This is a genomic window from Streptomyces sp. NPDC001401 (assembly GCF_042895385.1).
Lineage (GTDB): Bacteria > Actinomycetota > Actinomycetes > Streptomycetales > Streptomycetaceae > Streptomyces.
Genome location: NZ_JBIAWI010000004.1, coordinates 39,009 through 61,039, shown reverse-complemented (window position 1 = coordinate 61,039; position 22,031 = coordinate 39,009). Strand labels below are relative to the sequence as shown.

The window sequence follows — 22,031 nt, the reverse complement described above, 5'->3', positions numbered from 1 at the left end:
CAGGTTCCCCCATGCCGCGCGGGCCCGCTCCTGGAGTTCTTCGCGGCGTCTTTGGGTGAAGACCCCCCCCACATGTTTCCGGCCCCCCCCCCCCCCGGCCCCCCCCCCCCGGGGGGGGGCGCCCCGGCCGTGAACAGCCTTCGAGAACGGTTACGCCTCGAACACCTCACGCACCAACTGCTCCTGCTCGGCCTGGTGCCGCTTCGCGGAACCCACCGCCGGCGAAGACCCGTGCGGGCGCGAAATCCGCCGCAGCCGCTCGCCGTGCGGAATGTCCGCGCCGACCGCGAGGTCCAGGTGGTCGATCAGGTTGAGGGCGATGAACGGCCAGGGACCCTGGTTGGCCGGCTCCTCCTGGGCCCACAGGTACTTCTCGACGTTCGGGTACTTGGCGATCTCCGCTTGGAGCTCGGCACCCGGCAGCGGGTAGAGCCGCTCGACGCGGACGAACGCGATGTCCGTGGCGCCGCGCTTGGTGCGCTCGGCCTCCAGGTCGTAGTACAGCTTGCCCGACACGAAGACGACCTTGCGGACCGCGGCCGGGTCGACCGTCGAGTCGCCGATGACCGGGCGGAACTGACCCGACGTGAACTCTTCCGTCTTCGACGCGGCGGCCTTCAGGCGCAGCATCGACTTCGGGGTGAAGACCACCAGCGGCTTGTGGTGCGGGTTGTGCACCTGCCACCGCAGGAGGTGGAAGTAGTTCGACGGGAGCGTCGGCATCGCGACCGTCATGTTGTTCTGGGCGCAGAGCTGCAGGAAGCGCTCGACTCGGGCCGAGGAGTGGTCCGGGCCCTGGCCCTCGTAGCCGTGCGGGAGCAGGAGCGTGACGCCGGACGTCTGGCCCCACTTCTGCTCCGCCGCCGAGATGTACTCGTCGACCACCGTCTGCGCGCCGTTGACGAAGTCGCCGAACTGCGCCTCCCACATCACGAGCGCGTCGGGGCGGGCGAGCGAGTAGCCGTACTCGAAGCCCATGACCGCGTACTCGGACAGCAGGGAGTTGTAGACGTTGTAGCGGGCCTGCTGGGCCTGCTCCTCGGCGAGGTACTGGAGCGGGGTGTGCTCCTCGCCCGTCTCGCGGTCGATGAGGACCGCGTGGCGCTGGCCGAAGGTGCCGCGCTGGGAGTCCTGGCCGGACAGCCGGACCGGGGTGCCCTCCAGCAGGAGGGAGCCGACCGCGAGGGTCTCGCCCATGCCCCAGTCGATCGTGCCGTCCTCGACCATCGTCGCCCGGCGCTGCAGCTGCGGCAGCAGACGCGGGTGGACGTGGAAGTGGTCGGGGATGTTGACCTGGGACTCGGCGATCCGCTTCACGACCTCCGAGGTGATCGCGGTGGTGACCGGGACCGGGAACTCGGCCTGCGGGTCCGACACCGGGGCGACGCCCGGCTGGGCCGTGGCCTCGCGGACCTCCGTGAAGACCTTCTCCAGCTGGCCCTGGTAGTCCTGCAGCGCCTGCTCGGCCTCTTCCAGGGTGATGTCGCCGCGACCGATCAGGGACTCGGTGTACAGCTTGCGCACCGAGCGCTTCTTGTCGATCAGGTCGTACATCAGCGGCTGGGTGAAGGCCGGGTTGTCCGACTCGTTGTGACCGCGGCGGCGGTAGCAGATGAGGTCGATCACCACGTCCTTGTTGAACGCCTGGCGGAACTCGAAGGCGAGCCGCGCGACGCGGACCACGGCCTCCGGGTCGTCGCCGTTCACGTGGAAGATCGGGGCCTCGATCATCCTCGCCACGTCCGTCGCGTACATCGACGAGCGGGAGGACTCGGGGGCCGCGGTGAAGCCGACCTGGTTGTTGATGACGATGTGGACCGTGCCGCCGGTGCGGTAGCCGCGCAGCTGCGACATGTTGAGCGTCTCGGCCACCACGCCCTGGCCCGCGAAGGCCGCGTCACCGTGCAGGGCGACCGGCAGGACGGTGAAGTCCGTGCCGCCCTTGTTGATGATGTCCTGCTTGGCGCGGACGATGCCCTCGATGACCGGGTCGACCGTCTCCAGGTGGGACGGGTTGGCGGCAAGGGAGACCTTGATCTGCTCGCCGTCCAGGCCGGTGAAGGTGCCCTCGGCGCCCAGGTGGTACTTCACGTCGCCGGAGCCGTGCATCGACTTCGGGTCGAGGTTGCCCTCGAACTCGCGGAAGATCTGCGCGTACGACTTGCCGACGATGTTGGCGAGCACGTTCAGGCGGCCGCGGTGGGCCATGCCGATGACGACCTCGTCCAGACGGGACTCGGCAGCGGAGTCGATGACCGCGTCCAGCAGCGGGATGACGGACTCGCCGCCCTCCAGGGAGAAGCGCTTCTGGCCGACGTACTTCGTCTGCAGGAAGGTCTCGAAGGCCTCCGCCGCGTTCAGCCGGCGCAGGATGCGCAGCTGCTCCTCGCGCTCCGGCTTGGTGTGCGGGCGCTCGATGCGGTCCTGGATCCACTTGCGCTGCTTGGGGTCCTGGATGTGCATGAACTCGATGCCGGTGGTGCGGCAGTACGAGTCGCGCAGCACGCCGAGGATGTCGCGCAGCTTCATCAGGGACTTGCCGGAGAAGCCGCCGACCGCGAACTCGCGCTCCAGGTCCCACAGGGTGAGGCCGTGCTCGGTGATGTCCAGGTCGGGGTGCTTGCGCTGGCGGTACTCCAGCGGGTCGGTGTCGGCCATGACGTGGCCGCGGACCCGGTAGGAGTGGATCAGCTCGAAGACCCGCGCGGCCTTGGTGACGTCGTCGTCGTGCGAGGCGTCGATGTCCTTGAGCCAGCGGACCGGCTCGTACGGGATGCGCAGGGACTCGAAGATCTCGTCGTAGAAGCCGCCCTCGCCGAGGAGGAGGTTCGCGACGATCCGCAGGAACTCGCCGGAGGCGGCGCCCTGGATGACCCGGTGGTCGTAGGTCGACGTGAGCGTCATGACCTTCGAGATGCCGAGCTTGTTGAGGGTGTCCTGGCTGGTGCCCTGGAACTCCGCCGGGTAGTCCATGGAGCCGACGCCCATGATGACCGACTGACCGGGCATCAGGCGGGGCACGGAGTGGACGGTGCCGAGGCCGCCCGGGTTGGTCAGGGAGACCGTGACACCCGAGAAGTCGTCCATCGTCAGCTTGCCGTCGCGGGCGCGGCGGACGATGTCCTCGTAGGCCTGCCAGAACTCGAAGAAGTTCAGCGTCTCGGCCTTCTTGATGCCCGCCACGACGAGCTGGCGGTCGCCGTTGGGCTTCACCAGGTCGATGGCCAGGCCGAAGTTGACGTGCGGCGGCTTGACGAGGGTGGGCTTCCCGTCCTTCTCCGCGTAGTGCCAGTTCATCGACGGCATCGTCTTGATGGCCTGCACCATCGCGTAGCCGATCAGGTGCGTGAAGGAGATCTTCCCGCCCCGGGCGCGCTTGAGGTGGTTGTTGATGACGATGCGGTTGTCGAAGAGCAGCTTCACCGGGACCGCGCGGACCGAGGTGGCGGTCGGCAGCTCCAGCGAGGCGTTCATGTTCTTCGCGACGGCGGCGGCGGGACCGCGCAGGGTCACCAGCTCGGGGCCGTCGGCGGCCGCGGTCGCCGGAGCGGCCTTGGCGGCAGCGGCGGGCTTGGCCGGAGCCGGGGCCGCAGCGGCCGGCTTCGCGGGAGCGGGCGCCGGAGCGGCGGCCGCGGGCTTCGGGGCGGCGGGGGCCGGAGCGGGCGCCACGGGGGCGGCCGGGGCCTGCGCAGCCGGGGCTGCGGGCGCCGTGGTGGTGGTGCCTGCGGCCCCCGCGGCCGCAGTACCCGCCGGAGCCGAGGCGGCGGCCGCCCCGGGCTTGTAGTCGGCGAAGAAGTCCCACCAGGCTCGGTCTACCGAATTCGGGTCCTGGAGGTACTGCTGATAGATCTCGTCGACGAGCCACTCGTTGGGGCCGAACGCCGCAGCGGGGTTCTTGCCCGCTTGGTCTGCGTCGGTCGAGATGCTCGAGTTACTGGGGGACTGTGGCGACACGGCGGCAACCGCCCTCTTCCGCTTCACAAGGTGATGGACAGCGGGAATTAAGGCTACGCCCCCAAGACCCAGAAGGTCAGGCCGGGCCGGTTCATCGTCGTGTAAGTCACACCGGAAAGCGTGTTTCGGGCCTGGAAATGGCGGGAAACAAGCGTGGTTCCGTTGCAGGTTGGGGGTGGCGGGAAACGCCGATGCAAGCCCTGCACGCTCAGCGTGCGGGCGTGTGCCTGATCACACGTGTCCGTCAGCGCGGACCCAGGTGGATCTTGAGGCTCCGGTTCGGACTTTACGTCAACCTGGAACGGATGTCTCTCCCGGAAGGGTGACAAGAATCCGGCAACCCCGCTCGGATTCGGCCACGCCGATCCCGCCACCGTGCAGATCCACCGCCCAGCGGGCGATCGCCAGGCCCAGACCCGTACCGCCGTCGCTGCCCGGCCCGTTGGACGCGCCCGCGCCGCCCCGGTTGAACCGCTCGAAGACCCGGTGCCACTCCGAGCGCGGGATGCCGGGACCCTCGTCCAGCACCTCCAGCTCCAGCGACTCCGGCTGCGTCCCGCTCCGCGCCTTCACGGTCACGCGGCCGTGCGGCGGACTGTGCTTGACCGCGTTGTCGATGAGGTTCGCCACCACCTGGTGGATGCGCTCCGGGTCCGCGTGCGCGGTCAGCTCCGGCGGGGAGACGTCGAGGTGCAGATGGACGTCCGTGCGCGTGTGGCTGCCGGAGCCGGAGGCGATGCCCGCGCGCGCGGGCACGGCCATGTTGGCCTCCTTCAGCACGCCCGACAGGTACGGCCAGACCTCGAAGCGCCGCTGGCGCAGCGGTACGACCCCGTTGTCCAGCCGGGACAGGTCCAGCAGCGTCTCCACCAGCCGGCCGAGCCGCTCGGTCTGCTTCAGGGCCGTACGCATGGTCTCCGGGTCGGCAGGGGAGACACCGTCGACGATGTTCTCCAGCACCGCTCTGAGGCCCGCGATGGGAGTGCGCAGCTCGTGCGAGACGTTCGCCACCAGCTCCTTGCGCTGGCGGTCCTGCGCCTCCAGGTCGTCGGCCATGCGGTTGATCGTCTGTGCCAGGTCGCCCAGCTCGTCACGGCGGTTCTCGCGCACCCTGCGGGTGTAGTCGCCGTGCGAGATGGCCTTGGCCACCGCGTTCATGTCGTCCAGTGGCGCGGTGAGCGAATGGGCCACGAACTGCGTAATGAGCAGTGTGGCGATCATCGAGAACACCGTGATGAAGCGCAGCTCCGTCGCCGTGCGCATCGCGATCATCATCAGCCCGGTGGTGATGAGGACCGCGATGACGACCAGGGCGCCCAGCTTGGTCTTGATCGAGAACGGGCTCACACCGCCCCAGGGCTCCCCGGGGCTTCTCCGGTCGGCCGGACCGCCGCTCATGGCGTCGGGGTCTCCAGCGCGTAGCCCACGCCGTGCACCGTGCGGATCCGCTCGGCGCCGATCTTCCGGCGCAGCGCCTTGATGTGGCTGTCGACGGTCCGGGTGCCCGACGCGTCCGCCCAGTCCCACACCTCGGCCAGCAGCTGCTCACGGGAGAGCACCGCGCGCGGGGTGTTCGCGAGGCAGACCAGCAGGTCGAACTCGGTGGGCGTGAGATGCACGTCCTCGGAGTGCACGCGCACCCGGCGCTGGGCGTGGTCGATCTCCAGCTCGCCGAGCCGCAGGATGCCGCTTCTGGGCGTCGCGGCGGCCAGCGCGGCCCGCTCCACCCGGCGCAGCAGCACATGCACGCGTGCGGCCAGCTCCCGCATGGAGAAGGGCTTGGTCATGTAGTCGTCGGCGCCGACACCGAGCCCGACCAGCATGTCGGTCTCGTCGTCGCGCGCGGTCAGCATCAGCACCGGCACCGGGCGCTGGGCCTGCACGCGGCGGCAGACCTCCAGGCCGTCGAAGCCGGGCAGCATGATGTCGAGGATCAGCAGGTCGGGCTGCCAGGCCTCGGCGGTGTCGACGGCGGCCGGGCCGTCACCCGCGGTCTGCACGAGGAAACCCTCGGCACGCAGGCGGGCCGCGATGGCGTCGACGATGGTCGGGTCGTCCTCGACCACCAGGACCCTGCGCTGCGCGCCCGGGCTCGCCGTCGTGCCGTTGTGGGATGTGTGGGTCTGCTCCATCGCCCGCCCCTGAGTTGCTTTCGGAATCCGTGGGGTGATCCGCTTACTCTCACATGCCTGCGCATGCTTGCGATTGACGCTTGAATGATCTGCGCCAGAGAAGCAGAGTACGGGGAGTCACCGTCCCTCGGCTATCCAGGTCGGACGGCGATGTGCACGACGTCGGGAACGCCCCGGGCAACCGGGATCTCTTCGGTACGCACCTGTTGGAACCCGGCATTCCGCAAGGTTTCTTCGAAATCCGGAGAGGGCTTGGCGGACCACACGACCAGCACCCCGCCCGGCTTCAACACCCTTGCGCAGCTTGTCAGTCCGGCGGGTGAGTAGAGATCGTCGTTGCCCTCGGTGACGGTCCAGTCGGGGCCGTTGTCGACGTCCAGGCAGAGGGCGTCATAAGTGGCGGATGTCTCACGGACGTAAGTGATCAGATCCGTTTCCACGATCGTTGTGCGCGGATCGGCGACGGCCCGTTCCGAAAGGGCCCCGAGAGGGCCGTCGAGGTGCCAGTCGATGATGGCGCGCTCGCGCTCCACGACCGTGATCACGCCCCAGCGCGGGTCGGCCGCCGCATGTGCGAGTGAGAAGCCCACACCCAGGCCGCCGATCAGCACGTTCGGCTCCGTGCGGGGGCCCAGGGCGGCGAGCGCGGCGTCCACGAGGAGCCGCTCCGAGCGGCCGTCCGAGGTGTCCATCAGAAAGCAGCCGTTGGCGATGATCTGCAGTAGCTCGCCGTGCCGGCGCAGCACGACCTCGCCGTAAGGGCCCTCGCGACGGTCCAGGACCACAGGGGTGTCGTAGGAGGCGGTCATGGCTCCATCCTGCATGAACGCTCCGCTGGTTGTGCCGGTTTGCGGCTGCGCCGCGGGGCGATTGGTTGTCGAGCGTCTGCGGGGCCGTCGTGGCTTGTCGCGCCCACGCGGCGGAGCCGCATATCGATACAGCCCCGCGCCCCTATAGGGGCGCTGCCGATCCGCAGCGGATATTGGCTGGCCTGCTTACGCTCGGAGCAGTGCGAGTGCCGTGAGGTCTGTTGGAAGTGCGTGGTGGCTGCCATGGCCGCGAATTACCCGTTCGTGGGACGTGAGGACGTGCTGGGCGAGCTCCGGGCGGCCCTGGAACGTGCCGCGTCCGGCAGGGGCGGGCTCGTCACCCTCACCGGACCCGCCGGCGCGGGCAAGACCCGTACCGCCGAGGAGGCCGCCGCGCACGCCGACGGCTTCCGCACCCTGTGGACCTGGTGCCCGCCTCAGACCGCGGGGCGCGCCTTCCGCCCCTGGTCACGGCTGCTGCGGGAGCTGGTCGCGGACGACGTGGCCTGCGGCCGGCTGGTGGCCGCGTCACCGCCGCTACGGGCGCTGGTGTCCGGCGCGGCCACCGGCGCCCTGCACGGAGCCGACCCGGAGACGGCACGGCTGCGACTCACCGGCGATGTCTGCGAACTCCTGGCCACGGCTGCCCGCCGCCGCTCCCTGCTCCTGGTACTGGACGATGTGCACGCCGCCGACGCCTCGTCGCTGCGGCTGCTGCTGGAGACCGCGGACGCGGCCCGCACCTGCCCGGTCCTGCTGCTGGTGACGGCTCGGGACGAGGATGCGGCCTGGGGGGACGGTGGGTGGGCGCGGGCTCAACTGCTGCGGCGGGGGCGTTCGTTGGGGCTCGGGCCGCTGGGGGAGCGGGACGTTGCGGCGTTGGTCGAGGCGGTGACGGGGGCCGCTCCGGAGGCGGATGCGGTGCGTTCGCTGGTACGGCGTACGGGCGGGGACGCGTTCTTCGTCACCGAGCTGCTGCGGGCCGGGAGTTGGGGCGCGGCGCCGCCCGGGAACTCCTCGGTCGCCGTCCGGGCCGCCGTACGGGACCGGTTGGCGGTCCTGACCCCGCGGGCCGCGCGCGTTCTGGACGTGGCCGCCGTCCTCGGCACCCGCTTCCGGCTCGACGTGCTCGCCGAGGCCGCCGAGGTGCCGCTGGGCGAGGTGCGCACGCTGCTGGGCGAGGCCGCCGGGGCCGGGCTGCTGGCCGAGGCCGGGGCCGACCGCGGTGCCTTCCGGCACGACCTGCTCCGGGACGCCGTGTACGACACTCTCACCCCCGCCGATCGCGCCGCCCTCCATCACACCGCCGCGGAGGTCCTGGCCGGTTACGCCCGCCGCGGCCGCGACACGGGCCCGGCGGAAGTGGCCCACCACCTGCTGTTGTCCGGCCCGGAGCAGGCGGGGGAGGCCGCGAGGTACGCCCACGAGGCGGCGGTGCGGGCGGAAGGGCTGTTCGCGTTCGAGGATGCGGCTCGGTGGTACGAGCGGGCGGTGGAGGCGTGGGGCCTCCAGGCGCCCGGACACGACGAGCCCGTAGACCCCGCGGAACTCGCAGAGCTCGTAGAGGTGCTGCTCGGGCTCGGTTCCGCGCGGCTCGGGGCCGGGGAGCCGGGTGCCGCGCGGGCGGCGCTGCTCAGGGCCGCCGGGCTGGCGCGGGAGGCCGGGCGGGCCGATCTGCTGGCGCGGGCCGCGCTGGGGCTCGGGACCGGGCCCGTCGGTTTTGAGGTCGACCTCGAGGACCGTGAGCAGCTCGACCTGCTGACCGAGGCCCGCGCCGCCCTCGCCGCCGAGCCGAACCACGCGCCCCTGCGCGCCGCCGTCACCGCACGGCTCTCGCTCGCCGCCGGGCTGGTCGAACCGGAGAAGCACCGCATCGCCCTCGCCGAGGAGGCCGTCCGCACCGCCCGCGAGGCCGGCGATCCGGCGACCCTCGGCCCGGCCCTCGCCGCGCTGTGCGACGCCCGGCCCGGCCCCGACCACTGCCGCGACCGGCTCGACTGGTCCACGCAGATCGTGACGACCGGCCGCGACCTGCGTGACCCGGTGCTAGAACTCCTCGGCCGGCGGCTGCGGTTGGTCGCGCTGATGGAGACGGGCGAGTTCGCCGGGGCCGATGCGGAGGCGCTGGCGTACGAGACGGCCGTACGACCGCTGCGGCGTCCGCTGTACGCCTGGTACGTGCCCCTGTGGCGCGGGGCGCGGGCCCTGATGGAAGGCAGGTACGACGACTGCGCCGCCGCGCTCGACGAGGTCGAGGAACTGGGCCGCAGGGCCGGCAGCGCGAACGCCGCCATGCTCGCCGTCACCCAGCGCTGGTGCCTGTACGCCGAGACGGGCGACACGGCCGGCCTGGAGCGGGTGCGGGCGGAAGCGACCATGCTGGAACGCTCCCCTATGCTCTGGCCCCGCGTCTCGCTCGCGCTCGTGGCCGCGCAGTTCGGCCGGCTCGACGAGGCCACGCGCCGCCTGTCGGCCGTCGCACCCCGGCTCGGCGGTGCGCCCCGGGACAGCGAGTGGCTGCCGATGCTGGCGCAGGCCGCGGAAACGGTCGCCGCCGTGGGCTCCCACCCGTCGGCACCCGTCCTCTACGACCTCCTCGCCCCGTACGCCGGCCTGTTCGCCGTGGAGGGCATCGGCGCGGCGGTGCGCGGCCCGGTCGACCGCCATCTGGCGCTGCTGGCGGCGGCCCTGGGCGACACGGACCGCGCCCGAGAGCACCGCGAGAGGGCACTGCGGGCCGCCGGGGCGGCGGGCGCGGTCGCGCTGACGGAGCGCATCGGGGGCGAAACGGCGCACACCTCTCCCGAGCCCCGACTCGACACCTCACCCGAGCCCCTTCCCGACACCCCCCTCTTCCAGCGCGAAGGCCCCCTCTGGCACCTCCGTTACGCCGGTCGTGCCGTCCGGATCCCCGACAGCAAGGGGCTGCGCGACATCGCCGTACTGCTCGCCCGGCCGGGTACTCCCGTGCCGGCCGTCGAGCTGGCCGCGCCGGGATCCGCTGCCACCCAGGGCGACACCGGTGAGGTCGTCGACGCCGCCGCGCGCGCCGCCTACCGGCGCAGACTGCGGGAGTTGGAGGAAGAGGCGCAGGACGCCGACGACGCCGGGGACGCCGTGCGCTCCGCGCGGATCGCCGTCGAGCGGGACGCGCTGGTCGGGCAGCTCGCGGCCGCGTACGGCATCGGGGGGCGGGTGCGCCGTACCGGTTCGACCGCCGAGCGCGCCCGTACCGCCGTCACCGCCCGCATCCATGCCGCCGTGCGCCGTGTCGCCGACGCCCACCCCGAACTCGGCCGCCATCTGGAGAGCGCCCTGCGTACCGGCACCCTCTGCGTCTACCAGCCGGAACAGCCCCCGCTCTGGCGTCTGTGAGGCCCCGTCGCACACCGTGCCGCCCGATCTCACGCCTCCTTCGTAAAAGCAGGCAAGAAGCAACGAAGGAAGGCGAGCACCATGCCACGCACAGCCAAGGCCGAGGCCGAACTCAAGGTCGACGAGCCCGTCATCGAGGGGCGCTACGCCGAGCTCGGCCCGTACACCGTCGGGTACGAGACCATGAAGGAGGACATGGACCCGGCCCCGCTCTTCCGGGGCCTGCCCGACGACCGCTGCCAGTGCCCGCACTGGGGCCAGGTCGTCTCCGGCAAGCTCGTGTTCCGGTACGCCGACCACGACGAGGTCTTCCACGCCGGCGACGCCTACTACGGCGCGCCCGGCCATCTCCCCCTGGTCTTCGCCGGCACCGAGATCGTCGAGTTCAGCCCCACCGCGGAGCTGAACCGCACGATGGAGGTCATCGGCCGCAACCTCGCGGGAGCGCAGTCATGACCACCGACACAGACACCGGCACCGGCACCGGCACCCGCGTCGAGGAACTCGCCGACCTCTTCGTACGGTTCCTGGAGACCAACACCGCCCCGGACGGGCTGTTCACGGACGATGTCTTCCTCGACCTGACGGTTCCCCAGTGGCGGCTGCAGGCCTTGGGCCGCGACGAACTCGTCGCCGTACGCCGCCGCAGTCACCCCTTCCTCGGCACCGTGCCGCGCCACCGCGTCGACGCCACGCCGAGCGGCCTCGTCCTCGAGTTCGAGGAGCAGTGGGAGGACGAGCAGGGCGGCACCTGGTACTGCAGGGAGCTGATGCGCGCCGACATCCGCGACGGCGCCATCAGCGAGGCGTCCGTCTACTGCACCGGCGACTGGGACCCGGCGACACAGGCGGCGCACGCGAAAGAGGTCGACCTCCTGCGCCCGTGAACAATCCCATTCAGGGGGCTATGGGTGCGCTCTGACGCAGAAAAAGCATGAGAGGTTGCTGTGAATCGCCTCTCGCGTGGCGTCGGTCACAGACAGGGACCCCTGTGGTTGCGAAGGGTGGGGCGCAACGGAAGGAGCGCCGCAACGTGGAACCCATCGCGACGGCCGACAAGGAGTCCTCGGTCGCGCCCCTTCCCGACGTGTCCGGACTCCTGGACGGAATGCCGCGTCAGCGCGGCCCGGCGACCATCGCCGGACCGACCGTGCAGGTGCCCGTCCCCGCGACCCGCACCCTTCGCCCCTGGCGCCTCCTGCCGACCCCCACCGGCACGCCGTTCACCTTCCTCTACGCGGTGGTCCTCGCCCTCACCTCACTGATCACCACGTACGCCGCCCCGTCCCTGGTGGACACCCTGCACCAGGCCTCCAGCACGGACGTCGCGCACCTCGTGCAGACGCCCGTGCTGGTGCTGATCACCAGTGCGCTGTGGATCGCCGGCGGGATCGCGTCGCCGTACGTGGTCTGCTTTCTGCTCGTCCTGACGGCACTGGAGCGGCGGATAGGCGGGGCGCGCACCGCTGTCGTCTTCCTGCTCGGGCATGTCCTGGCCACGCTGGCGACCGAGGTCCCCGTGGGGCTGGCCGTGCTCGTCGGACATCTCCCCGACAGTTCCCTGCACCGTCTCGACTACGGCATCAGCTTCGGCGTCGCCGCCAGCGTCGGCGCCCTGGCCGGGCTGCTGACGCCCTGGCTGCGCTGGCCGGTGCTCGTCCTGTTCGGCTCCATGCTCGTCGAGGACCTGATCGAGTTCACGGACCCGATGACCAACTGGGGCCATCTGATCTCGCTGGCGATAGGCATCGCGACCTGGCCGATGATCCGCCGCTGGTACCGAACGGCCACGGCGACGGCCTAGGAACACCCCTCCGCCCGCTTGCAGGCGCTTCCTGTGAGCGGCGTTGCGGATTCTTTTCACCCCCCTCCGGCGTTCTCCCTTCAGCCCGTCCGGCGTTTGAGGACGAGGCCCTTCAGGGCCGAAAGGCGGGGGTCTGGGGGCTGCAAGCCCCCAGCAACGCCCACCTCACCGCCGTGATCGCTGACAGCGAACGGGGCCCCGGGAACATTCGCGGAGCGCCACGCATTGAGTCGGCATAACTCAACTTGACTGCCGGAGGGTAGATCATGGCTTCGACGTCCACATCGCTCACCCTGCCCGTGCTGCCGCTCGACGACGAGGTCGTGCTGCCCGGCATGGTGGTTCCGCTGGACCTGAATGACGCCGACGTACGCGCCGCGGTGGAGGCCGCCCAGGCCGCTGCCCGGTCCGAGCCGGGAAAGCCCAGGGTTCTGCTGGTGCCACGCATCGACGGCACATACCCGGGCACGGGTGTGCTCGGCACCGTGGAGCAGGTCGGCCGGCTCGCCGACGGTGACCCGGGCGCCCTGATCCGCGGCCGCGGCCGGGTGCGGATCGGTGCCGGTACCACCGGCCCGGGTGCGGCGCTGTGGGTCGAGGGGACGAGGATCGACGAGAGCGTGCCCGAGCCGCAGCCCGGTCACGTCACCGAACTGGTCAAGGAGTACAAGGCCCTCGCCACCGCCTGGCTGCGCAAGCGCGGCGCCTGGCAGGTGGTCGACCGGGTGCAGGCCATCGACGATGTCTCCGCCCTGGCCGACAACTCCGGCTACTCGCCCTTCCTGACCACCGACCAGAAGATCGAACTGCTGGAGACCGCCGACCCGGTCGCCCGCCTCAAGCTCGCCACCCAGCACCTGCGCGACCACCTCGCCGAGCAGGATGTCGCGGAGACCATCGCCAAGGACGTCCAGGAGGGCGTCGACAAGCAGCAGCGGGAGTTCCTGCTCCGCCGCCAGCTGGAAGCCGTACGCAAGGAACTGCGCGAGCTGAACGGCGAGCAGGACGGCGAGGAGTCCGACGACTACCGCGCCCGTGTGGAGGCCGCCGACCTGCCGGAGAACGTCCGGGAGGCGGCGCTCAAGGAGGTCGACAAGCTGGAGCGGTCCAGCGACCAGTCCCCCGAGGGCTCCTGGATCCGCACCTGGCTGGACACCGTCCTCGAACTCCCTTGGAACGAGCGCACCGAGGACGCGTACGACATCCAGGGCGCCAAGGCGATCCTCGACGCCGAGCACGCCGGTCTGGAGGACGTGAAGGAGCGCATCACCGAGTACCTGGCGGTGCGCAAGCGCCGCAGCGAGCGGGGCCTCGGTGTCGTGGGCGGCCGGCGCGGCGGTGCCGTACTGGCCCTCGTCGGCCCGCCCGGCGTCGGCAAGACCTCGCTCGGCGAGTCCGTCGCGCACGCCATGGGCCGCAAGTTCGTCCGCGTCGCCCTCGGCGGCGTGCGGGACGAGGCGGAGATCCGCGGCCACCGGCGTACGTACGTCGGCGCGCTGCCCGGCCGTATCGTCCGTGCGATCAAGGAAGCCGGCTCCATGAACCCGGTGGTCCTGCTGGACGAGATCGACAAGGTGGGCTCGGACTTCCGCGGCGACCCTGCTGCCGCCCTGCTCGAGGTCCTGGACCCGGCGCAGAACCACACCTTCCGCGACCACTACCTGGAGGTCGAACTCGACCTGTCGGACGTGGTGTTCCTCGCCACGGCCAACGTCCTGGAGGCCATCCCGGAGGCCCTGCTCGACCGTATGGAGCTGGTCCGCCTCGACGGCTACACCGAGGACGAGAAGGTCGTCATCGCCCGCGACCACCTGCTCCCGCGCCAGCTGGAGCGGGCGGGGCTGAAGTCGGACGAGGTCTCCATCGACGAGAGCGCGCTGCGCAGGCTCGCCGGCGAGTACACGCGCGAGGCGGGCGTACGCACCCTCGAGCGGTCCATCGCCCGCCTGCTCCGCAAGGTCGCGGCGCAGCACGAACTGGGCGACCGGGAGCTGCCGTTCACCATCACGGACGGCGAACTGCGCGCCCTGATCGGCCGCCCGCACCACGTGCCCGAGTCCGCCCAGGACCCGGCGGAGCGCCGCACGGCGGTCCCGGGTGTGGCGACGGGTCTCGCGGTCACGGGAGCCGGCGGAGACGTCCTCTTCGTGGAGGCGTCCCTGGCCGACCCGGAGACGGGAGCGGCAGGCCTGACCCTCACGGGCCAGCTGGGCGACGTGATGAAGGAGTCGGCGCAGATCGCCCTGAGCTTCCTGCGCAGCCACGGCGCCGAACTGGAGCTGCCGGTGGCGGACCTGAAGGACCGTGGAGCGCACATCCACTTCCCGGCGGGCGCGGTCCCGAAGGACGGCCCGAGCGCGGGCGTCACGATGACGACGGCCCTGGCGTCCCTCCTGTCCGGCCGCCTGGTCCGCACGGACGTGGCGATGACGGGCGAGGTCTCGCTGACCGGCCGCGTCCTGCCCATCGGCGGGGTGAAGCAGAAGCTGCTCGCCGCGCACCGGGCGGGCGTCACCACGGTGATCATCCCGAAGCGCAACGAGGCCGACCTGGACGACGTCCCCGCGGAGGTGCTGGACAAGCTCGACGTCCACACCGTCACGGACGTCCGCCAGGTCCTGGAACTGGCCCTCGCGCCCGCCACGAGCGACGCGAAGCCGGAGGTTCCGGTGGCGGCGTGACGGACGTCATCGGATAGGGGAAGGCCCGGGTCCCGTGAGGGGGCCTGGGCCTTCGCCGTGCATACGGGAAGTATCAGCCGTTGGCCAGTGCCTGCACCCGATCCAGCGCCCCGTTGAACCTGTCGTGGTCGCCGACGGTCGGGCCGGACGAGGTGTACTGCCACATCGTGTAGTAGCTCCAGCCCGCCGGCAGCGTCCCCGCATCCGACGCGTAGCGCGCGATCCACAGCGGGTTGGCGGACGCGAAGCCGCCGTAGTTCCCCGTGCAGTCGCTCCACCAGCTCGTCGCCGTGTAGATCACGGCATCTCGTCCCGTGCGCGCCTTGTACGTGCTCAGGAAGTCGGCGATCCAGCTGACCATCGCGCTCGCCGACTTGCCGTAGCACTCGGCGCCGTAGGGATTCCACTCGATGTCGAGGGTGCCGGGGAGGGTCTTGCCGTCCTTGGACCAGCCGCCCCCGTGGTCGACGAAGTAGTTGGCCTGGGTGGCGCCGCTGGTGGTGTCGGGGGTCGCGAAGTGGTAGGCGCCGCGGATCATGCCGACGTTGTAGGAGCCGTTGTACTGCTGGGCGAAGTAGGGGTTCGTGTAGTACGTGCCTTCCGTCGCCTTGGTGTAGGCCCACTTGACCCCGCTGCTCCACAGGGTCGACCAGCCGACGTTGCCCTGGTGGCCGGAGACGTCGACGCCCTCGGTCTGGGTGACGGCGGTGGGGGCGGGGGTGCCGCTTCGGCCGTCGTGGGCGAGGACGCCCATGCCCATGTGGGCGGAGCCGCGGGGCGGGTGGGTGGCGGCGGAGGCCGGGGCGGCGAAGGGCAGGGCGAGGGAGAGGGCGGCGAGCAGGAGTCCGGCGGGGAAGAGGCGCAGGGGGCGGACCGATCCGGGTCTGTGCACGGGCATGGCGTGCCTCCGAAGGCTCGGTGATGCTCGGTGGAGGGTAGCGCTGAGGTGCCGGTGTATTGGGGATGGCGTGCTGGCGTGGGCATGCCAGTCATTGCCTGGTAGAGAAGCTATGCACGTAGAAGAGCGGGTGGGAAGAGGGGCCGGAGGCTGCCGTTGGTCTAGCCCTGCGAAATACTGACGGAGCTGCGGCGACGGCGGCATTTGGCGGAAACTTTCAGGACCGGGAAACCGAGGCAGGGGCTGACGTGCACGAAGGCCGAAACGGGGACGAGCGCCGACTCTCGTCCCAGGCGTCACCGAGTGGCGCGGACCAGGAGTACCTGTCCCTGGAGCGCGAACTGACGGTGCTGCTGCGGCGCGCCCGGGCGAGCCAGGGCGAGATGGCCCGCGAGGTCCACCCCGACCTGGAGTCCGCCGCGTACGGCCTCCTCGTACGCCTCGACGAGCACGACCGCCTGCGCGCCACCGAACTCGCCGCCTACATCGGCGTGGGCAAGGCCACCATGTCCCGCCAGCTCCGCGCCCTGGAGGACCTGGGCCTGGTCGCCCGCGAGCCCGACCCGGCGGACGGGCGGGCCTGGCTGGTCCGCCTCACGGAGGAGGGGCACCGGCGGGTGAGCAAGGTCCGTGACGCCCGGCGGGCGCGCTACGTCAGCCAGCTGGCCCACTGGGACCGGCGCGAGGTGGCGGAACTGGCGCGGCTGCTGGGGGAGTTGAACCGGGGGATGGAGAAGTAGGCCGACGCGGTCACCCGGTCCCCCGGCCGCCCTCAGGCGTCGGCGCTGCCGTCCCCGAGGAGGCGCAGGGTCGCCTCCGCACCTCCCTCGGGATGGTTGCGGAAGGTCAGACCGGCGCCGAGCAGCCGGGCCTGCCCGGAGGCGATGGTCAGTCCCAGGCCGGTTCCCGCCGACCCGCAGCCGGTGCGGAACCGCTGCGGGCCGGAGGCGGTGACGACGGCCAGCAGATCGGGCGGGAAGCCGGGGCCGTGATCGCGGACCCGGACGATCGCTCCGTCGTGGTCCTTGTCCACGTCGACCGTCACCGGCGGGGCACCGTGTCGCAGTGCGTTGGTGACCAGGTTGGTGAGGATCCGCTCCACGCGCCGTGGATCGGTCTCCGCGAGTGTGTCCGCGACGATGCGCACCTCCACCCCGTCGAGCCCGGCAGCCGCGCGGCGGGCCATCGCGCTGACCTGGCGCGGCTCGGTCTCCAACGACACCGCATGGGCGTCGAGGCGGGCGACTTCGAGGACGTCCTCGACCAGCCCGCGCAGCTTGTGCACCCCGCCCGCGACCAGGTCGGTGGCCGGACCGGCCGGTAGCAGGCCGGTCGCCGTCACCATGGCCGCGACCGGTGTGCGCAGTTCGTGCGCGATGTCGGCGGTGACCCGTCGCTCGGCCTCCAGCCGGGCGCCGAGCGCGTCGGCCATGGTGTTCACGGAGTCGGCGAGCCGGGCGATTTCGTCACGCCCCTGCGGGCCGATACGGGCGTCCAGGTCGCCGTGGGCGATGCGTTCGGCCGTGCGGGCGGCGGCCGTGGCCCGGCGGCCCATCCGCACGCCGAGGGCCAGACCGGCCAGGGACACGGCCACGGTGGCCGCCGCGCCCGTGGTGACCAGCGTCCGGTCCAGCGCGGCCAGTTCGTCGGCCTCACAGCCGTAAGGCCGCGACAGCGCGAGCACCGTCCGGTCGGAGATGCGGGTCGCCGCCCACAGCACCGGATCGGGTCCGTCCTGGAGGTAGGTGACGCGAACGCCGCGACGCACCGCCCTCGACACGGGCGCGGGCAGGTCCGGCGGGTCGAGCCGGGCCTCCGACTTGCGGCCGGCCGCCTGGTCGTAGACGGCGGTCATCAGCCGCCGGTCCATGTCGGAGCGGGCCGTGGTCAGCTGGTCGGCGGCGGTGATGCGGTGGACGAGCAGGCCGATCGCGCTCGCGACGCAGACGGCCGCCGCGGCGACGGCCAGGGCCACCTTCGTGCCGATGTTCAGCCGTATGTTCATGGGAGTCGTACCGATGTGCCGGGCCACTACGGGCGCAGCTTGTAGCCGAAGCCGCGCACCGTCTCGATGCGGTCACGGCCGATCTTGCAGCGCAGCCGCCGTATGTGGACGTCCACCACCCGGGTGTCGCCGGACCAGGCGTAGTCCCACACCTTCTCCAGCAGCAGGTCCCGGGTGAGCACCGTCCCGGGCGCCGCGGCGAACATCTGCAGCAGCTTCAGCTCCGTGGTGGTGAGGGCGAGCGGTCTCCCCTCCCGGCAGACGTCCAGGGTCTGCGGGTCGAAGGCCAGGTCGCCGAAGGTGAGCGGGGTGCTGTCCGGCCGCCGCTCGGCGGGCGCGGCGCGGCGCAGCAGGGCGCGGATCCGGGCGGCCAGCACCATCCCGTCGAACGGCTTGGTGACGTAGTCGTCGGCCCCGGCCTCCAGGCCCATCACCACGTCCACGGGATCGTTGCGGGCCGAGATCAGCAGCACCGGCACCCCCGACTCCTCGCGGATACGGCCCGCCAGGCTCACCCCGTTCAGGCCGGGCAGCATGATGTCCAGGACCGCCACGTCCGGCGCCTGCTCCCGGAACAGCGCGAGCCCGCTCGTCCCGTCGGCGGCGGTGCGGACCGCGTAGCCGCTGCTCTCCAGGGTGAGACGAGTCGCCTCCCGGATCATCTCGTCGTCCTCGACCAGCAGGACCTCGTGCATGTGTGTCTCCTGAGACGTCGTGCTCCGGCCCCAGAGGACCAGTCCTATGTGTCGGTGACCCGGCGGCCGGTTCACAGTCGTGGGGCGGAAACGTTGTCATGCCGCCGGCACCCGTAGGCGCAGGTCACCGACGTCCAGCGCCCAGTGGGGCGCGGGCGGGTGAGCGGGGCTGAGTACGGCGTTGCTGTAGTAGGCGGCGTACTCGCGCTTGACCAGGTCGCTGAGAACGACACGCACGGGGTAGTACGGCGGGTTGTCCTTGCCGTGGGGACACTGCGACACGCAGGCGAAGTCGACCACCAGCCCGGTCCCGACCGCCCGGGGCGTGCCCCAGCCGCGCCACTTCATGCCGTACAGAGTGGTGATTTCGGTCAGGTCCATCACGTCGGGGCGCTGCCGCGGGTTGGAGCGTACGTCGGTGACGTAGACCGGCCCCGTCCAGGGGACCGCGGTCGGTGCCGGGCCCTCGATGTGCGCGCCACCGGCCCCCGTGCCGCATCCGGCGAGGCCCAGGAAGCTCATGGCGAGCAGCAGGCACCGCGCCCGTCCGCCGTATCGCATGCCGTTTCCTTTCCGCCTGCGCCCACGGAACGACCACCTTCACGGCCCCCGGTGAACGAGAAATGTCCTGACAGCAAGGACTCGGCAATGCATGGAATCGCTCCCACATCTCTGTAACAGCCGTACGTCATTTCCGACCGGCAGCCGTGATCCGGCCGCCGGGTCACTGACACGCACGGCGGCTCTGATTGCGATCGGCCGAAGCGCACAGCCTCGGCGGAAACCGCGAAATCCAGGAGTCACATTGTCCCCAACGCAGACATCTTCGTCCCAGGTGCCGGAGCGAGACGAGCGGCCTGCCTCGTCCCGTGCAAGGGGCCGCCTCCGGGCGGTCACGGTGTCAGCCGTTCTGCTCAGCGTCCTGGCCGGTGGCGTGGTCACATCGGCCACCGTCGCCCCGGCCGCCGCGGCCGACTGCGGCACCAGCCAGCAGTGCTCGGCGAATCCGCCGGCCGGCTTCCAGGGCACGGGCTGGTCACTCGCCTCTGTCCCCCGTGGCGTCCAGCGCGCCCTGAACTACTGGCGAAACATGGGCTGGCCGAATTGGCACAACGTCGGCCAACGCGGCGAGGTGTGGCAGGTCGACAACCAGGCCTACATCGAGACAGGTGGCCAGTACTTCGACCACCCCAACCAGTGGGGTGTCCGGATACGGGATTTCATGAACGAGGGGTACGCAGGTGAACCGCGAAACTACCAGGGGTCTTTCCAGGAGTATTACGGGTCCGTGTACCAGAGCAACCCGGAAGAGAGCGGCGAAGCGACCGGCAACTTCCGCATCGTACGGGCGATCAACACCGGTGACGTGTTCATATCGATCGACCACTACAGCACCTTCCGGTACGTCGGCGTCATGTAAAGCGGTTCCGAACCGGTGAGCCAGGCCGCACCAGGGCCTCCTGACATTGCTCGGTGATTCGACGACAACGAGCTGTGCAGGAGGCCCTACTGGGCTTGTTGCGCCCGGGAGGCCGGGTACGCGGTCACCTGGTGAATTTCACCGTCCGTGCCCGATCGGCTCCGAAGCGTGCCTATTCTCGGAGCATGCCTCAGCCGAAGAATCTGGACCCCGCCTCCATGAAGGAGTTCTACGGCGCCGAGCTCAGGCGGCGCCGCGAGGAGGCGGGGCTGTCGCAGTCCGGGCTCGGAGACCTCGTGTTCTGCTCGGGGGCGTACATCGGATACCTGGAAATGGCCGCCCGCAGCCCGCAGTTGGACATGTCCGAGCAGATCGACTCCGTCCTGAAGACGGACGGGTTCTTCCGGCGGCTGTGCGGGGCCGTTCTCAAGGGGTCCAAGTTCGCGGGTTATTTCGCGGCGGCAGCCGAGCTGGAGCAACGGGCCCTGGCCATCTGCGACTTCGCCACGACCGTCGTGCCGGGGCTTCTCCAGACGTCCGCCTTCACGCGGGCCTTCATTCGTTCGCTCCGGCCCTTGGTGGACGAGCAGGAAATCGAGCAAATCGTCGGCGCACGGCAGGAGCGGGCTCGGGCTCTGCTCAAGAACCCTCTGGAGCCCGAGCTGTGGTTCGTCATCCATGAGGCCGTGCTGCGCACTCATGTCGGCGGAGCCGAGGTGATGCGCGAACAACTGGAACACATCGCCGGCGTCTCCCGGACTCATCAGGCGGTCATCCAGGTCCTGCCGTTCTCAGCCGGGATGACTCCCCTCATGTACGGCCCGATGAGGGTCATGACCTTCGCTGAGGAACCGTCCGCCGCCTACACGGAGACTGCCCACACCGGCCAACTGATCGAGGATCCGGCCGTAGTCGCGAGCATCGCCAAGTCATACGATCTGGCCAGGGCCGCAGCCATGCCCCCGGAAGCGTCCCTGGGCTTTGTCGATCGGCTACTCGCGGAGGACTTCACACCATGAACAGCACGCACGACCTGCGGTCCGCTTGCTGGCGCAAGTCCTCGTACAGCAACGCGGAAGGCGGAGAGTGCGTGGAGGTCGCCAACAACTTCCCCGGCGTCATGCCCGTCCGCGACAGCAAGGTCCCCGACGGCCCAATCCTGCTGTTGTCGCCCGCGGCCTGGACGTCCTTCATCCGCGCAGCCGCCAAGTAGGTCACAGGACGACGTACACGACCGTCGCGTCATCGTGCGTCTTGCTGCGCCGCAGATACCTCCGCTCCTCCGCATCGGCCCGCTCCAGCATCCGTACCCGGTCGACCAGCGCCTGCGCCCCTTCCTTCCGCACAAAGCGGAAGCAGTCCGCCCAGTCGCCCTCCCGGAACTTCTCCACCCACCGGGTGGCGCCGTCCGTCAGGGCGGCCAGGGCCCGCACGTCGCCCCGCGACAGCACGCCTGTCACCGCCCGCGCCGCCACGGCCGGATCCGCGGCGGCCGTATAGAAGCCGCCCTCCTTGTTCCGGACCGTCGAGTCCACGATGGCGTCCGTCGCCAGGGACGACCGCGGAAGCCGGGACAGACGGTCGTCCAGAAGGGACGTGACCCTGCCCTCCGGCGACTCCAGCAGCAGGGCCGAGTCCGACAGGACCAGGTACTCGACCCTCTCCACGCCCCACCTCGCCACAACCACCGTTGCCTGTGGGGTGCGTGGGTGAGAAAGGTCACAGGTTGCGGCATGGGTCTCGGCTGTACGCGCGATGGCGCGGGCCAGCGCCTCCTGCAGCGGAACATCCGGGAGGGAAGCGGTCAGTTCGGTCAGGGCGCCGCCCAGGCGGGCCGTGTACCAGGGAACCGAATGCAGACAGCCCGTCTCGCCGCGCGGAGGTGTCACTCCGTCCAGGACGACGAGCGTGCCGCCCTGGCCGGAAGCGGGCAGGGCCGCCGCCGCGAAGTCCTCGTTGGGGCTGGTGGGATCACCGGGCTCCGAAACAAGTTCCGTATGCATTCGGCCAGTCTGCACGACGTCTTCACAAGGTTCGCCAAAGGCTGGCATCGGTCGCGGAATTGACGCACCCGCGCAGGTCAGGCGCCCTGTTTGGGGTGGAATCCGTGGTTCCGGGAAGGCGTGTCGGCGAATACTGCCACCGCCCGGCGCGGACGTCCAACCGGCCTGCCGGGCAAGGTCGCTGAAAGCGTCCGAGGAACTTGCTCGCCAACTCCCCTCCGAGGTTCACTCCTTCGGGTGGCGGGTCAGGTGATG

The 22,031-nt window shown here is 70.8% G+C and carries 18 protein-coding genes; 9 read left to right on the top strand and 9 right to left on the bottom strand.

The window, feature by feature from the left end:
• Nucleotides 1-150 precede the first annotated feature (150 nt).
• The 4 genes from ACFY10_RS15525 to ACFY10_RS15510 form a co-directional block, all read right to left on the bottom strand.
• A complete protein-coding gene (locus ACFY10_RS15525) occupies nt 151-3,954 on the bottom strand; it encodes a multifunctional oxoglutarate decarboxylase/oxoglutarate dehydrogenase thiamine pyrophosphate-binding subunit/dihydrolipoyllysine-residue succinyltransferase subunit (protein WP_390665639.1) in 3,804 nt (1,267 codons plus the stop codon).
• A gap of 291 nt (nt 3,955-4,245) precedes the next feature.
• Nucleotides 4,246-5,352: an ATP-binding protein gene (locus ACFY10_RS15520; RefSeq protein WP_390665638.1), complete on the bottom strand. Its 1,107-nt coding sequence runs from the start codon at nt 5,350-5,352 to the stop codon at nt 4,246-4,248.
• On the bottom strand, nt 5,349-6,086 hold the full coding sequence (locus ACFY10_RS15515) for a response regulator transcription factor (RefSeq protein ID WP_390665637.1): 738 nt from the start codon (nt 6,084-6,086) through the stop codon (nt 5,349-5,351). The genes ACFY10_RS15520 and ACFY10_RS15515 overlap by 4 nt, the downstream gene beginning before the upstream one ends.
• A gap of 131 nt (nt 6,087-6,217) precedes the next feature.
• Nucleotides 6,218-6,895 carry a spermidine synthase gene (locus ACFY10_RS15510; protein WP_390666170.1) on the bottom strand — a complete coding sequence of 226 codons (678 nt, stop codon included), beginning with the start codon at nt 6,893-6,895 and terminating at the stop codon, nt 6,218-6,220.
• Nucleotides 6,896-7,138: 243 nt separating this feature from the next.
• Between ACFY10_RS15510 and ACFY10_RS15505 the strand changes: the two genes are divergently transcribed.
• The 5 genes from ACFY10_RS15505 (at nt 7,139) to lon (ending at nt 14,755) form a co-directional block, all read left to right on the top strand.
• Nucleotides 7,139-10,270, top strand: a complete 3,132-nt coding sequence (locus ACFY10_RS15505) for an ATP-binding protein (protein WP_390665636.1) — start codon at nt 7,139-7,141, stop codon at nt 10,268-10,270.
• Nucleotides 10,271-10,351: 81 nt separating this feature from the next.
• Nucleotides 10,352-10,726 carry a hypothetical protein gene (locus tag ACFY10_RS15500; RefSeq protein WP_390665635.1) on the top strand — a complete coding sequence of 125 codons (375 nt, stop codon included), beginning with the start codon at nt 10,352-10,354 and terminating at the stop codon, nt 10,724-10,726.
• Nucleotides 10,723-11,157 carry a hypothetical protein gene (locus ACFY10_RS15495; RefSeq protein WP_390665634.1) on the top strand — a complete coding sequence of 145 codons (435 nt, stop codon included), beginning with the start codon at nt 10,723-10,725 and terminating at the stop codon, nt 11,155-11,157. The genes ACFY10_RS15500 and ACFY10_RS15495 overlap by 4 nt, the downstream gene beginning before the upstream one ends.
• A 146-nt stretch (nt 11,158-11,303) precedes the next feature.
• The gene (locus ACFY10_RS15490; RefSeq protein WP_390665633.1) at nt 11,304-12,074 is read left to right on the top strand and encodes a rhomboid-like protein; all 771 of its coding nucleotides are present in this window, start codon (nt 11,304-11,306) and stop codon (nt 12,072-12,074) included.
• Nucleotides 12,075-12,340: 266 nt separating this feature from the next.
• On the top strand, nt 12,341-14,755 hold the full coding sequence (lon, locus tag ACFY10_RS15485; protein ID WP_390665632.1) for an endopeptidase La: 2,415 nt from the start codon (nt 12,341-12,343) through the stop codon (nt 14,753-14,755).
• Nucleotides 14,756-14,828: 73 nt separating this feature from the next.
• Here lon and ACFY10_RS15480 read toward each other — a convergent pair whose 3' ends face one another.
• Entirely contained in the window at nt 14,829-15,653 is an 825-nt protein-coding gene (locus tag ACFY10_RS15480) for a lysozyme (protein WP_390665631.1), read from the bottom strand.
• Between the two features lie 248 nt (nt 15,654-15,901).
• Between ACFY10_RS15480 and ACFY10_RS15475 the strand changes: the two genes are divergently transcribed.
• Entirely contained in the window at nt 15,902-16,393 is a 492-nt protein-coding gene (locus ACFY10_RS15475) for a MarR family winged helix-turn-helix transcriptional regulator (protein WP_390665630.1), read from the top strand.
• A gap of 32 nt (nt 16,394-16,425) precedes the next feature.
• On the opposite strand, the gene ACFY10_RS15470 is transcribed toward ACFY10_RS15475, so the two are convergent.
• The 3 genes from ACFY10_RS15470 to ACFY10_RS15460 all read right to left on the bottom strand — a co-directional run bounded on the left by ACFY10_RS15470 (nt 16,426) and on the right by ACFY10_RS15460 (nt 18,914).
• Nucleotides 16,426-17,658, bottom strand: a complete 1,233-nt coding sequence (locus ACFY10_RS15470; RefSeq protein WP_390665629.1) for an ATP-binding protein — start codon at nt 17,656-17,658, stop codon at nt 16,426-16,428.
• Nucleotides 17,659-17,684: 26 nt separating this feature from the next.
• Nucleotides 17,685-18,353 (bottom strand): two-component system response regulator CseB, encoded by a 669-nt coding sequence (cseB, locus tag ACFY10_RS15465; RefSeq protein ID WP_390665628.1) that lies wholly within the window; start codon nt 18,351-18,353, stop codon nt 17,685-17,687.
• A gap of 96 nt (nt 18,354-18,449) precedes the next feature.
• Entirely contained in the window at nt 18,450-18,914 is a 465-nt protein-coding gene (locus ACFY10_RS15460) for a hypothetical protein (protein WP_390665627.1), read from the bottom strand.
• A gap of 337 nt (nt 18,915-19,251) precedes the next feature.
• Between ACFY10_RS15460 and ACFY10_RS15455 the strand changes: the two genes are divergently transcribed.
• The 3 genes from ACFY10_RS15455 (at nt 19,252) to ACFY10_RS15445 (ending at nt 20,986) form a co-directional block, all read left to right on the top strand.
• Nucleotides 19,252-19,773: a hypothetical protein gene (locus ACFY10_RS15455; RefSeq protein WP_390665626.1), complete on the top strand. Its 522-nt coding sequence runs from the start codon at nt 19,252-19,254 to the stop codon at nt 19,771-19,773.
• A gap of 185 nt (nt 19,774-19,958) precedes the next feature.
• Complete coding sequence (locus tag ACFY10_RS15450) at nt 19,959-20,792, top strand: Scr1 family TA system antitoxin-like transcriptional regulator (RefSeq protein ID WP_390665625.1); 834 nt, start codon at nt 19,959-19,961, stop codon at nt 20,790-20,792.
• Nucleotides 20,789-20,986, top strand: coding sequence for a DUF397 domain-containing protein (locus ACFY10_RS15445; RefSeq protein ID WP_390665624.1), 198 nt, complete (start codon nt 20,789-20,791; stop codon nt 20,984-20,986). The genes ACFY10_RS15450 and ACFY10_RS15445 overlap by 4 nt, the downstream gene beginning before the upstream one ends.
• A gap of 1 nt (nt 20,987) precedes the next feature.
• Here ACFY10_RS15445 and ACFY10_RS15440 read toward each other — a convergent pair whose 3' ends face one another.
• Nucleotides 20,988-21,776, bottom strand: a complete 789-nt coding sequence (locus ACFY10_RS15440; protein WP_390665623.1) for a protein phosphatase 2C domain-containing protein — start codon at nt 21,774-21,776, stop codon at nt 20,988-20,990.
• Nucleotides 21,777-22,031 lie beyond the last annotated feature (255 nt).

Bases quoted from the DNA above. Each gene is read 5' to 3' on its own strand.
- ACFY10_RS15520 (WP_390665638.1), bottom strand. From the start codon at position 5,352: ATGAGCGGCGGTCCGGCCGACCGGAGAAGCCCCGGGGAGCCCTGGGGC.
- ACFY10_RS15515 (WP_390665637.1), bottom strand. From the start codon at position 6,086: ATGGAGCAGACCCACACATCCCACAACGGCACGACGGCGAGCCCGGGC.
- ACFY10_RS15510 (WP_390666170.1), bottom strand. From the start codon at position 6,895: ATGACCGCCTCCTACGACACCCCTGTGGTCCTGGACCGTCGCGAGGGC.
- ACFY10_RS15505 (WP_390665636.1), top strand. From the start codon at position 7,139: ATGGCCGCGAATTACCCGTTCGTGGGACGTGAGGACGTGCTGGGCGAG.
- ACFY10_RS15500 (WP_390665635.1), top strand. From the start codon at position 10,352: ATGCCACGCACAGCCAAGGCCGAGGCCGAACTCAAGGTCGACGAGCCC.
- ACFY10_RS15495 (WP_390665634.1), top strand. From the start codon at position 10,723: ATGACCACCGACACAGACACCGGCACCGGCACCGGCACCCGCGTCGAG.
- lon (WP_390665632.1), top strand. From the start codon at position 12,341: ATGGCTTCGACGTCCACATCGCTCACCCTGCCCGTGCTGCCGCTCGAC.
- ACFY10_RS15480 (WP_390665631.1), bottom strand. From the start codon at position 15,653: ATGCCCGTGCACAGACCCGGATCGGTCCGCCCCCTGCGCCTCTTCCCC.
- ACFY10_RS15470 (WP_390665629.1), bottom strand. From the start codon at position 17,658: ATGAACATACGGCTGAACATCGGCACGAAGGTGGCCCTGGCCGTCGCC.
- cseB (WP_390665628.1), bottom strand. From the start codon at position 18,353: ATGCACGAGGTCCTGCTGGTCGAGGACGACGAGATGATCCGGGAGGCG.
- ACFY10_RS15460 (WP_390665627.1), bottom strand. From the start codon at position 18,914: ATGCGATACGGCGGACGGGCGCGGTGCCTGCTGCTCGCCATGAGCTTC.
- ACFY10_RS15450 (WP_390665625.1), top strand. From the start codon at position 19,959: ATGCCTCAGCCGAAGAATCTGGACCCCGCCTCCATGAAGGAGTTCTAC.
- ACFY10_RS15445 (WP_390665624.1), top strand. From the start codon at position 20,789: ATGAACAGCACGCACGACCTGCGGTCCGCTTGCTGGCGCAAGTCCTCG.
- ACFY10_RS15440 (WP_390665623.1), bottom strand. From the start codon at position 21,776: ATGCATACGGAACTTGTTTCGGAGCCCGGTGATCCCACCAGCCCCAAC.